Genomic DNA, 12,489 nt, shown 5'->3' with positions numbered 1-12,489 from the left:
TGACCTAAAGCTCTTTGAGCTGCTTGAGAAGTATTTGGATCATAGGTGATCAAATGCTTCTCAAGCTGGCTAGACGGTATGATGAACCGTACTTTTAGCTTCACTATGGACACTAAATCTATGATTTAACAGTGCAAGCATTTGATCGTAGTATTCGGCATGTGGTTTGTTTCCGAGCAAGGTACAGAGCTCATTACCTGTGGGTGTGAAGCGGTAATATAAAAGGCGGACACCTTTGCTGTTTACGTTCAGTGACAAGTTTTTACCTTGGTAGGTGAGGGCCAACGGTGTCTCGATACTAATTTCGCCAGATTCAAGTTCGGCACTGTGCAGCAGCCCTAATTCAATTAAGAGCAACAAGCTTGAATACGGCAGTTGAAAACTTCCCATATTTAGGCTGTTGGCGACGTCTCGCTTGCCGAAGCTAAATATTCCTCCTTGCGCTTTGTAACCAATCAGCAGTTTTCTGCTGTGATCCCCTCCAAAACTGCACGCTAAAGAGGCGGCTCTTTGCAGAGTTTGTGCTTCCTTTGGTGACATGTCTTTGAGGGTTTTCAACGCTTTCATGGACGTTGAACCCGGATTGGTCACTTCACGCTTCATCACTTGAGCCCATAGCTTTTGCATCGCGCTGTTATGGATGTCTTGAGCCATCTCAAAAAATCGATGCAACCAATCTTGGTCTGGCTCTCCCGCTGTCTCATCTCGGCATGAACTGTGCGCTAATTTTAAAATCTGTTCTAAGTTTTTTTGTCGCTGTTCTTGGCGTCTTTGCTCTCGCAATTGGGCTCTTTCAAACGCAGATTTGGCTGGCGGTTCGGTTTGCAGTAAGGCGTCAAGACCGTGTATTTGGGCAATGGTTTTTACCTTACTAGCACTGTCTTTTATGTAGCCTTGTTTCTTTTCTTGTTGCGTATTTTTTTTTGTGTCTGACTGATGTTCGATGACAACAGGTTGCTTTGTCGGGTCTGCCATTCGTTTTTCTACCAAGAACTGCGCGGTTCGCACGTTTAAATTTACACCTTATCTGACCAAGCGACCAGACAGGAGTTCTCAGTTTTTGAACGAATAGGGCTATTCAAAATGATAATGAGTTGTTAAAATTGTTATCGTTATTTTGGAGGGGCTATGAAGTTCTCAGAAGCAGGTAAACTCAAAAAGCACCTGTCGATAGCGTTTCTTTTGGTTATTTATGTGGGCGTGTTAGCGTATTTATCTCGTTATATCGTGTAGCACAAAGCTAAAAAAGGCGCCAGTGTGACGCCTTAGGTGTAGCGAGGCTTATCGACGACTTAAATTACATATCGTCGTAGGCTTCTATTTCTGATCCCTCAATAACGTAAGCCGTTTCTGCCAGTTCGTGGTTTATCGTCTCGGTTTTCAACGTTCCAACCACATATATAACATCCCACAACTCTTGAACAGGAGCGCCTTTCGGAAACTTCACGTAAATGATCTGGTTTGGAGGCGGTGGTGGCACGTGAATACAAGCTCCAAAGTATGGCACTAATAAAAACTCGGTGACGGTATTGGCATCACCTTCAAGTGGGATAACAAACCCTGGAATTTTAACTTGGCTTCCGTTCAGTTCTGGTCGAACATTACCAATCTTGGACTGCTGCGCTGCGCCACCACTGTGATCAGATGCAGGCATGCCTATACTGTCGAACAATTTACGCTCTTTTTCTGGAACAAGGTCAATCCAGTCAAGCTTCAATGGTTCTTCGCTGGCCATAACAGGCGCTGTGAATGCGACGACCAGCAAGCAACTTGCGAGTATTTTTTTCCACATTTTATTAAATCCTTATTGTCATTCCGTCACTCAGTGACTGTCGGTAGGCGCGGAGTGCGGGAATGAAACCAATCACAATACCAGCGCATTGTACGAAACCTAATAGCATCCACTCATAAGTAGATAAGATGCTTAAGGTGAGATGTATTCCATAGTGCTGTTGGATGATCGGCTGCGCGATAGCAAGAATGGCATACAGCCCAGTAACGCCAGTAATAATACCAGCAGCAGTAAGCAAGCTAGCTTCACTAATTAAGAGTGAGAAAACATGACGAGGCCTTGCTCCCATGGCACGCAAAATCGCCATTTCACGGCGGCGTTCCTGTAGGCTAGTTAATAGACTGCTTAACATACCTAACAACCCTGCAATCACGACAAAACCAGATACTGCCATTAGGGCTTGCTCTGCAACCGACATCATTTCCCATAACTCATGCAACGCAACGCCGGGCATAATGGCGCTAAGCGGCTCTTTGGGGTAGGTGTTAATTTGTCTTTGCAGGGCGAAAGTTTGAATACGAGATTTCAAACCAACGAGCATAGCGGTAATTTGTTTGGGCTGAAAGTCTCTGTTTTTGAGATCTTGTGCCTTGGGTGTCGGGCCCAAACGCGCACCACTTTCCCACCCAACGTGAATGGCTTCGATTGCTTCCAATGATACATGGACGGTTTTGTCGACTGGTGTTCCTGTAGGTGCAAGGATACCGACAACTTTAAATGGCAGATTGTCATGACGGCTAAAGCCAACGTCGCTAATGCCGTGGGCAATGATGATTTCGCTACCGATATCATAACCAAGTTGTTTAGCGACATCAGAACCTAGCACGGTTTCAAATAAACCATTGAATTCTCTACCCTTGCTAAATGTTAGTGGTTGTTTACTTCCAAACTTGTAATGCTCAAAGTAACTGTGATTGGTTCCCATAACTCGGAAGCCTTTATGCGAGTCGCCAAGCGAGATTGGAATAGCCCAATCGACTGAACGATGATTGGCAAACTCTTGGTAGCTTTTCCAATCGATGTTGTTGGTCGCATTACCAATACGAAACACAGAATAGAGCAATAGGTTCACTTGCCCAGAGCGTCCACCAATAATGAGGTCAGTGCCTGAAATTGTATTGGCGAAGCTATCCTTGGCTTGAGTTCGGATACGCTCGACGCCCAAGAGGAGTACCACTGAAATCGCAACGGTCATGATGGTTAGAATTGCCGTAGCTTTGCGGTTCATCAAGCTTTTCCAGGCGAGCTTTACAACAGCACTCATGATATGGCTCCTAGGCTAGATACTTGATTAATGTCGGGTAGATTGAGCGTGCGATCGAATAAGGGTTCGAGTGTTGGGTCGTGGCTAACGAATACCAGTGTGGCATTGGCTTGATTCGCTTGCTCCATAAGGAGCTCAATAAATGCTTTACGATTGTCATAGTCTAAAGCTGAGGTTGGTTCGTCAGCGATCACTAACTCTGGATGTCCTATCAGAGCTCGAGCCGCAGCCACACGTTGTTGTTGACCAATACTCAATTCAGAGACAGGGCGTGTATGAAGCTCGTTTGGCAAGTGCAGTCGTTCTAGTAGGGCCTGAGCCTGTTCATTTAACGTTTGAGATGAGGCACCTAAATGGGCACGGTCACGTCGTATTTTACTGAACTGACATGGCAATAATACGTTTTCAAGTACGTTAAGGTACGGCAATAAATTGAACTGTTGAAAGATGTAGCCAATATGATTGGCGCGAAAGCGGTCTCTCTGACTGGCACTTAAACTAGCAAGGTCAGTATCGAGTACAGATAGAGAGCCTGAAGTTAATGTGTTAATCCCCGTCAACAAAGCGAGCAAGGTCGATTTACCGCAGCCACTTGGACCTTTGATAAACACATGCTCGCCTTGTGTAATGTGTAATTTGGGAATGTGGATGGTTGCGTTGGTTGAACCGGGCCAGAAAAATTGGGCATCCTCTAGCTCGACAACATTTGGTGTGGTTTCAGTCATATTAAATCACCAAAGCTGTGGCGTGTAAGTGGGTACTTACACGCCACTCGTGTTATTTGATTACGATTTGGGTGTTATCTTTGCTTAATTTAATTGCTGATTGCATGGTATCAGTGAATATATTGACGCTGATGGACTCTGTAGTTGGGAATTGGTTAAACCAATCGGTTTGGATTTGGCTAAGCTGATTAACTTGTTCGCAACTGAAGCGATATTGCACCGAAAATTCACCGTGACCGCCATGATCGTGCGCTTCATCATGAGCGTCATGGTGGTCATGTTTATCATGATGTTCATTATGATCATGGTGTTCGTGCCCTTCATGATCGTGATGTGCATGGTCATCATGGTCGTGCTCACTATGATCATGTTCCTCATGAGTTTCGCTTAGGTTGTGGCTCACGTAAGCTTCTTCAACACTACAATCAGCTTGTGAGTTAATAGCGAACAATGCGTTGCTGTCTTCGAGTGTAGCGACGGCTTGTTTAAGCGCTTGCTCTTGTTGTGCGTTTTCTGGAGCATGTTCGAAACCCACAACATCAGCTCCAGGAGCTGTGATCTCTACTAACAGATCTTTGCCATCTTGGGCGATATTAAACTCGACGTGACCATGCACATGAGCACCATGCTGGCGGTATTCGTTTGCATTCGCTGCTGTCGATAAAGTGAGGCCAATAGCAAGGGCTAAAACGTGTTTTGATGACATTGTATTTTTCCTAATTTTACTGGCATTAACCAAAGGCGGTATTGCTCAGATTCGAGTTTCACTAAGTTATTGTTCCCTGACACACTAGGTGCGGGAATGAACTCAATAATTTTGAGTGTGGAATAGTTTGGAAATTAAGCAAAATAAGGAGGGGCACGAGCAGCGCCAAGAACTTCTTCGCGGTACACGAGATGCAAAAAAACATGATGATGCTGGGCGCGCGTAAAAGTCGGTGTAGAGAGGGTAGGTTGTACCTTTGCTATACCGTGCTGAACACCAGAAAATAATTGGCAATGATGATGGGTATGATGGTCGGGCGTCAGAGCGACTTGATGAAGTACAACCGCAAAGTTCCAAGCGATCAGCAACGCAACACTGAAAAATAAAGCAGTGCGATACCAATATCTTAGTATTTTTTGCTGGTGGTGGTACATCTGAGCTCCTCTTACCGACTGTTATAATATAACACCCATAATGAATAAAAGTTCACTCTTTTGTTGGCTAGCAGAAAAATTTAACTCAACACATACGTGCCGAAAAATATTGGTAATACTCTCTGATGGAAGTGTCGCACTTATAAAGAGCAGAGTTATCACTGCCCATGCTTCTAATCAAATTCATATAGCTCCTTACAACAGGAACAAGGAGCCATTCAATGAAGCTAGATGTTCTGTTTAATAAGCTCAATGACTTTTGTTATCTCATCTTGCTCAAGTGCGCCCTCTTTGACAAACAGAACTTTGCCCGTTTTGTCTTGAACAATAATGGCCGAGCTTTCTTCTTTCAGGTCCCAAGTATTAGCAACTACGCCATTTTCATCAAGAACCATGGATGACCAAGGAAACTCTTTTTTGCTGTCTTGAGCTGAAGACTTCACGAAAGAGCCTGTCCCCCAAATTGCATCATCTTGGTTGATGATAGTCGTCGTCTGGTAGCTTTCTTGTGGAAAATTTGCCGCTGTTATTGCCGACATTAAAGGGGCATTCATCTCTTTTGAACTGCTACGGCCTGCGATGGCTTGAATAACACGAACTTTGCCTTGCATATGTTGAGTTGCCCAGGGTTGGTATGCAACGCCTTCGCCTTGTAAAACAATCTCGCCGTAAGCGGCAACATTGACAGGAGGAACGCTTTTTCCTACTGACAAGTTGTGTGCAAAGGTCAAGCTTGGCGTTAAGGCCAGTAGTAGAGGTAGGAGAGTCTTAGTTTTCATATTGTTATATTCCGTACGAGGTTTGAAAGCTTCCAGTATATATCCAGATCTTAGAAATTTGTAGGACCGTTGATAACATTTATTTAACGTATGGAGTGGTGTAATCTTGCGTTATATTTAGAATTTGCTAAAATGATTTCCGTCGCAAATTGCGCATTAAGATTGCAGAGGAAAAATAAGCAATCCGTGTTTTCTCAAAGGAATTGAGGTGAGTTATGCTACGTGAGTTTGCTGTATATCGACCATTACAAGTGGCCCGTTTTGTTAAAACGTTGTTCAAAGGTCAATTTTTTATTGTTGGGGTTGGCTGTTTTCAGTTCGACAATGGCAAAGTGTTACTACCTGACGTCAACGATCATAAAAGGCTCACCATCTTTAAAGAAGTCAACCAAGTGATAGCATCATTATCGGCTTAGTTAGCTTGGTACCCACTTAGATTTAGAAAAGAGCGACCATATCGGTCGCTCTTTTTGTTGCTGGTTAGGTTTATCCTTGGAGGCTTGGTGGGAAGCAAACTCCCGTTCCTCCGATGCCACAGTAACCATCAGGGTTTTTCGCCAAATATTGCTGGTGGTAGGTTTCCGCAAAGTAATACGGACCTGCTGGTTGTATTTCGGTGGTGATGTTCGCGCGCTGCTCTTCTTGCAGTGCTTGCTGATACAAGAGTTTCGATTTCTCTGCGCTCTCGAGTTGCTCCGTCGAATAAGTGTAAATTGCAGAACGATATTGAGTACCTAAGTCGTTACCTTGACGCATTCCCTGAGTTGGGTCGTGTTTTTCCCAAAAAACAGCCAGTAGCTTTTCTAATGAGATGACGCGTTCATCGAAAACGACTCGTACGACTTCTGTATGACCCGTTTTACCCGTACAGACTTCTTCATAGGTGGGATTGGGTGTGTACCCCCCAGCGTAACCGACCGAAGTAGATACAACGCCGTCGAGTTGCCAAAATACGCGCTCAGCGCCCCAAAAACAGCCCATTCCGAGCAAAATCTGCTGTTGGTGTGACGCCAGAGGCGCCTTTAGGTTAGATTTATTTACAAAATGATGATCGTCAATCTGCATTGGTTGATCTCTACCTGGCAAGGCATCTTCTATACTGATCAATGTTTGTTTGTTGAGCATGGTATTTGTCCTTCAATACGTGTCTTAAATTTGCGAACTTTTTCATTTCGTCTGTATCTGATGCTGTGATGACATAGACCGCGTTAAACCTATTAATATTACAGACTTAGAATCTAATTGGCGTTATCATTATTTACGTTTACTTAACCTCATTCAGCCATAAAAGCATGATAAAAAAAGCTCTCCCCACCATTGTTGGCCTGTTTGCCTTTTCTCATGGTGCCTATGCCGATGTTTCTTTGACTTTGAAAGGCATTGATGGCGCTTTAGAAGAGAATGTCAGTGCGTATCTATCATCTATTCCAGAGAAGGATTACTCCACTTCTCTGCGTTTTCAAGCGAGATTAGATCAAAGTATCACTGAAGCGCTTAACGCGCTTGGGTATTATCATGCAAAAATTTCATACTCTATTCCTGAAGCGAATGATGAGTTAATTGTGCTCATCAAGCCGGGCTTGCCAGTGAAAGTGAAAGTCATGGATGTGGTCATCACTGGAGAGGCCAAGGACGATGAAGAGTTTGCAAAACTTATTGAGCGCTCTCCGCTCAAAGTTGGTCAAGTTTTGAATCAAGGCCAATACGACAGCCTTAAGTCAGGCATTCGTAACTTGGCGCTTCAGCGTGGTTACTTCAATGGTGAGTTTACGCTAAGTCGATTAGAGGTTATCCCTGATCTGAACGAAGCTAATGTCCGTTTGCACTACAGCAGTGGAATACGTTTCAATTTTGGCGACGTTTCTTTTATTGGCAACCACATCTGGGAAGACCGTGTCGCATCACTACAACCTTTTAAAGAAGGGGACCCATACAACGTTTCGAAGCTGGGCGAGTTTAACCAGAAGCTATCAAATACGGAGTGGTTTTCCTCAGTTTTTGTTGAGCCTGAATTGGATAGGCTTGATGATGGCCGAGACTTGCCAATTAAAGTGTCTTTATCTCCTGCTTCGAAGAATCAGATCGAGACGGGTATTGGTTACTCAACGGATGTTGGCGTTCGAGGAACGTTGAAGTGGAAGAAACCTTGGGTGAGCTCCCGAGGACACAGTTTCAACACTGCTTTATCCCTATCTAAGCCAGAGCAAACCGTGACTGCTTCTTACAAAATTCCTTTAGAAGATGTCGCTAACGATTATTATCAAGTTCAATATGGGCTTAAAAACCTAGACAACCGTGACACGCAGAGTATCGAGTCTAACCTTGCAGTGGAGCGTCATTGGTTAGCAGACGGTGGTTGGCATAATACCGTTTATGTTCGTCATTTGTACGAGAGCTTTACGCAAGGTTTACAAGATGATGAATTCAACTTCGTACTTCCAGGTGCGACATTTTCTCGGACTAGGGTTCGAGGGGGCAATATGCCAATGTGGGGAGACAAGCAAAGCATCACTATTGAGTATGGTGATACCGCTATGCTTTCTGAAACTAGAGTGCTCCGCTTAATTGGCTCGACTTCTTGGATTCGTGGTATTGGAGAGAATCATCGTGGTTTGTTCCGCTTAGAAGGTGGTGCGAATATTACCGATGAACTTGAAAAACTATCACCGTCGCTGCGTTTCTTCGCTGGTGGTGACAATAATATTCGTGGTTACGGCTATGAATCTATTTCACCTGTGGATGAGAGTGGTGCTTTGACGGGTGGTAAATACATTGTTAGCAGTACATTAGAATACCAATATCGTGTTTATGGAAACTGGTGGGCTGCAACGTTTTACGATATTGGTGATGCGTTTAATGAAACACCAGATTGGAAATCAGGTGCTGGTGTTGGTATCCGCTGGGCGTCTCCGGTGGGCCCTGTTAGTTTTGATTTTGCATGGGGGTTGGATGCAAAACCAGAACGAGAGTTTCGTATCCACTTCTCATTGGGGCCTGAGCTATGATCAAAATGATGTTTAAGTGGACCAAATGGCTGTCGCTCAGTTTGATTGGTCTATTGCTGTTGCTCATCATTATTGTCGCGACAGTTTTGTTTACCCACCCAGGCCTCAAATTTGCCTTGTGGGGAGCTGAAAAAGCATTACCACAATTGCAGATTGAAAAAGTGCAGGGTTCATTGTTTCCTCGCTTCGAACTGCATAACGTCAGTTTTGTCGATGAGTCTTTGAATATCGACGCCAAAGTCGAGCGTTTAGCTTTGGCAGTGAACTTCCGCTGTTTCTTTGACCCTAAGGTCTGTGTCGATGAGTTAAGACTGCAGGGGCTTGACTTTAAGATGCCAGAGCTACCGCCAGCAAGCGAGGAGCAAGAGGAAACACCACCACTGCGTTCTATCAGTACGCCAGTGCCAATTTTTGTTAATAAAGTCAGCTTTAATGACATCAATGTCAATGTGCTGGGCAATCAAATTGATTGGCAAACATTCTCGACCGCTTTGTCGATGCAGGGTGATCGTTTGGTGATCGCACCTACCGCGTTGAAAGACATTAATGTGGCTTTAGCACCAAGTGAGGCTGAACCTGAAGCGGCTGCCGAGGAGCCGAAAGAAACTGACGTTACGCCGCAAGATATTGTGTTACCCGAAGTATGGATTCCACTGACGGTGGAAGCGCGTCGTCTTGATATTCACAATTTCAAACTGGCAGGTGAAACGCCAGTGATCGTCAATCATCTTGGTTTGGTTGCAAGAGCAGGCGGTGAGCGTGTTGATGTCAAAACATTAGAGCTCGACATGCCAGAAGTGGAAGGCAAGTTGAGCACACAAGTGACGCTTTCTTCTGATTACCCTATCAAAGCGCAACTGGACGCGTTAGTGAAGCAAGCGGATGCGAAGGGACAAAAACTGTCGCTTTCGGTCTCGGGTTCGGTTGGTGATTTGTCACTAAATGCTACGCTTTCTGAGCTTATACAAGCGGAGATCAAAGGTGATATTCAACCGCTTAAAACACAGTTACCGTTTGATGTCGCGATTAAAAATGTACAAGCGCAATGGCCGCTATTTGGACAAAGCGATTACCAGGTTTCTGTACCAAGCTTGGCGGCAAAAGGCTCACTTGACGGCTACGAAGTCGCATTAGAAACCAAAGCGTCAGGCAAAGATATTCCCGCCGTTGATGTCGCACTAAACGGCAAAGGTACGTTAGAGCAAATTGACCTTGAAAGCCTTGTAGTGAAAACCTTAGGGGGCGAACTCTCTGGGAAAGTCATGGCCAATTGGGCCGCGCCAATCAACTGGCAAGCTGACTTAAACCTGAAGAACATTCAACCAGGATTGCAGTGGAAAGAAGCCGAAGGGGATATCAGCGGTAATCTTTCGACTTCGGGGTTGTTAACAGAACAAGGCGGTTGGCAAGTCAGTTTGCCTAAGTTAGACATTGACGGCATTTTGCGAGGTTATCCGCTGAATGTTGAAGGGCAACTTGAAGCGTCTGATAAGAACGGCAAAGGCGAAGACATCCAACTTACCACTCAGGGTTTAGCGCTTTCTCATGGTCCGAACCAACTGAGTGCAAAGGGTAAGATAGATAAGCAAATTCTGATGGATGTTGAGGTTAACTTCCCTGATTTTGCGAAAAGTGTTCCGGACCTTGCAGGTAAGATGCAAGGTAAAGTCGCACTACGTGGTAGCTTGAAAGAACCAGACATCAATCTTGATCTCGCTTTAAATCAGATAAACTGGCAGCAACAGGCGAACGTAGAAACGATCACCTTAAAGGGTGATGTGAAGCCTCTGCCAGCACCAAAAGCGAACATAAGCCTTATTGCGAACAACATTACCTATGACGACATAAAAGTTGATAGTGCTGACCTTGAAGTCTCTGGGGATGAAAAACTGCATCAACTGACGCTCGATGTAGTGTCTGACCTGGTGTCGACCAGTTTAGAAATTGAAGGGACATTCCAGCAGAAACCAGAAATGATTTGGGATGGGGCGCTGCGCCGCTTGACGCTGAGCTCGCAACAAGGCCCGTTGGCGTTGCAAAAATCGACTGCGGTCAAGGTCAATATCGACAAACAGATCGCGAACGTTCAAGCGCATTGTTGGTTGCAAGCGGAGTCGAGCGTATGTCTAACCGAAGACATTAGTGTTGGTAAGAGTGGCCAGGCGAAGCTAGCCATCAATGATTTTGATTTTGACCAAATCAAGCAATTCCTGCCGCCAGAAACCAAGCTGCAAGGCTCGGTTAATGCACAGGTTTTTGCTAAATGGGCACCAGAGAAAAAGCCCGAAGTAACCTTAAGTGTCAATATGCCAAAAGGCCAAGTTGAACAAGCACTTGAGCAGCCAATTAAAGTCGGTTGGGAAAGCTTCAACTTTAAAGCGGCATTAGCGAAAGACAAGCTTGATGCCGAGTGGCTATTTGATGTGAAAGATAACGGTGACTTGTCTGGTAAGGTTTCTTTACTGAATGTCTCGTCTGAAAAGCCCACTATTGATGGTAAGGTTTCACTCTCTACGTTCCACTTGGACTTCTTGGCACCGTTGATTGGTGAGTACAGCTTGTTTAAAGCAAACATGAATACTGACCTAGCGATATCAGGTGACGTTATGCATCCGAAGGTGAACGGTCAGTTCTTGATTGACCAAATGAAGCTACAGGGTGAAGTCACACCGATAGATATAAACTCAGGACAGGTCGTCATCAACTTTAAAGGTCATCAAGCGGACTTGGATGCTGGAATTTTAACCCCGGATGGTGAGTTGAACGTTACCGGTGATGCCGACTGGCAGGACTTACAGAACTGGCGCACTAAAGCGCGTGTATTTGCTAAAGAGCTCAATGTTGATTTGCCTCCAATGGTAAAAATCAAAGTTGAGCCTGACATGACAATAGATGTGACTCCTCAGCTTGCGAAAATTGAGGGTGATATTAATTTGCCATGGGGCAGAATTGTCGTCGAAGAGCTTCCACCAAGTGCGGTAGGCGTATCGAGTGATACCGTTATTCTCGATAAAAACTTGCAGCCAGTGGACGATGTGGCTGCGATGCCGTTTGATGTGGAAACGAACATCAACATTAAAATTGGTGATGACTTCCAACTTGCCGCTTTTGGTTTAAAAGGTGGGTTGAAAGGGAACCTAAACGTGACACAAAAAGACAAAGGTCCTTTCATCGTTGGTGAAGTGAATGTTGTCGACGGTTCTTATCGTTCGTTTGGTCAGGACTTATTGATTAAAGAAGGTAAGATTCTGATGAATGGTCCTCCAGATCAACCTTACTTGTCTATCAAAGCGATTCGTAATCCAGACAATACCCAAGATGATGTCATTGCGGGGGTACAAGTGTCGGGCCCAGCATCTGATCCGAGTATAGAAATTTTCTCAGAGCCCGCGATGAACCAAGCCAATGCACTTTCTTATCTACTTCGTGGTCAAGATATTGATGGTGAAGCTGGTGGTAATGCAATGACGACTACCTTAATTGGTTTAAGCTTGGCGAAGAGTGGGCGTGTGGTTGGTGAAATCGGTGAAGCCTTTGGCGTACAGGATTTACAGCTGGACACTGCTGGGTCGGGCGATGACTCGCAAGTGACGGTGAGTGGTTATATTCTGCCAGGTTTGCAGGTGAAATATGGTGTCGGCATCTTTAACTCCCTAGGTGAGTTCACTGTGCGTTACCGATTGATGCAAGACTTGTATTTAGAAGCGGTATCTGGTGTAGATAGCGCCGTTGACCTACTCTATCAGTTTGAGTTCGATTAAAGTGCTTTAACCTAAGCATACAC

At 44.9% G+C, this 12,489-nt stretch carries 11 protein-coding genes; 3 read left to right on the top strand and 8 right to left on the bottom strand.

Annotation, left to right across the window (positions count from 1 at the left end):
- Positions 1-69: 69 nt before the first annotated feature.
- From R7Q39_RS06665 to R7Q39_RS06635, 7 genes are all read right to left on the bottom strand, one after another.
- Positions 70-975: a TIGR03899 family protein gene (locus R7Q39_RS06665; protein ID WP_064353580.1), complete on the bottom strand. Its 906-nt coding sequence runs from the start codon at positions 973-975 to the stop codon at positions 70-72.
- Positions 976-1,297: 322 nt separating this feature from the next.
- Entirely contained in the window at positions 1,298-1,792 is a 495-nt protein-coding gene (locus R7Q39_RS06660; RefSeq protein WP_064353581.1) for a DUF3299 domain-containing protein, read from the bottom strand.
- A gap of 4 nt (positions 1,793-1,796) precedes the next feature.
- Positions 1,797-3,056 (bottom strand): ABC transporter permease, encoded by a 1,260-nt coding sequence (locus R7Q39_RS06655; protein WP_258481022.1) that lies wholly within the window; start codon positions 3,054-3,056, stop codon positions 1,797-1,799.
- Positions 3,053-3,781, bottom strand: coding sequence for an ABC transporter ATP-binding protein (locus tag R7Q39_RS06650; RefSeq protein WP_042522447.1), 729 nt, complete (start codon positions 3,779-3,781; stop codon positions 3,053-3,055). The genes R7Q39_RS06655 and R7Q39_RS06650 overlap by 4 nt, the downstream gene beginning before the upstream one ends.
- Positions 3,782-3,833: 52 nt before the next feature.
- Positions 3,834-4,487 carry a zinc uptake protein ZrgA gene (zrgA, locus tag R7Q39_RS06645; RefSeq protein ID WP_054576634.1) on the bottom strand — a complete coding sequence of 218 codons (654 nt, stop codon included), beginning with the start codon at positions 4,485-4,487 and terminating at the stop codon, positions 3,834-3,836.
- A 134-nt stretch (positions 4,488-4,621) separates the two neighbouring features.
- Positions 4,622-4,921: a DUF2607 family protein gene (locus tag R7Q39_RS06640; protein ID WP_318075941.1), complete on the bottom strand. Its 300-nt coding sequence runs from the start codon at positions 4,919-4,921 to the stop codon at positions 4,622-4,624.
- Positions 4,922-5,148: 227 nt separating this feature from the next.
- Complete coding sequence (locus R7Q39_RS06635) at positions 5,149-5,700, bottom strand: YtfJ family protein (RefSeq protein WP_005383122.1); 552 nt, start codon at positions 5,698-5,700, stop codon at positions 5,149-5,151.
- Positions 5,701-5,915: 215 nt separating this feature from the next.
- On the opposite strand from R7Q39_RS06635, the gene R7Q39_RS06630 reads away from it, so the two are divergent.
- Complete coding sequence (locus R7Q39_RS06630) at positions 5,916-6,116, top strand: DUF1107 domain-containing protein (protein ID WP_005379612.1); 201 nt, start codon at positions 5,916-5,918, stop codon at positions 6,114-6,116.
- A 70-nt stretch (positions 6,117-6,186) separates the two neighbouring features.
- Here the strand turns inward: R7Q39_RS06630 and msrA are convergent, their stop codons facing one another.
- Complete coding sequence (msrA, locus tag R7Q39_RS06625; RefSeq protein ID WP_005379620.1) at positions 6,187-6,825, bottom strand: peptide-methionine (S)-S-oxide reductase MsrA; 639 nt, start codon at positions 6,823-6,825, stop codon at positions 6,187-6,189.
- Between the two features lie 167 nt (positions 6,826-6,992).
- Here msrA and R7Q39_RS06620 point away from each other — a divergent pair, with 167 nt between their 5' ends.
- A complete protein-coding gene (locus tag R7Q39_RS06620) occupies positions 6,993-8,705 on the top strand; it encodes an autotransporter assembly complex protein TamA (protein ID WP_005383121.1) in 1,713 nt (570 codons plus the stop codon).
- Positions 8,702-12,466, top strand: coding sequence for a translocation/assembly module TamB domain-containing protein (locus tag R7Q39_RS06615; protein WP_318075940.1), 3,765 nt, complete (start codon positions 8,702-8,704; stop codon positions 12,464-12,466). Before R7Q39_RS06620 ends, R7Q39_RS06615 begins: the two co-directional genes overlap by 4 nt.
- Positions 12,467-12,489 lie beyond the last annotated feature (23 nt).

The organism is Vibrio sp. 947 (genome assembly GCF_033339115.1).
Taxonomy (GTDB): Bacteria; Pseudomonadota; Gammaproteobacteria; order Enterobacterales; family Vibrionaceae; genus Vibrio; species Vibrio alginolyticus.
Note: the sequence above shows the minus strand (reverse complement) of the source record. Positions and strands in the feature narration are given on the sequence as shown.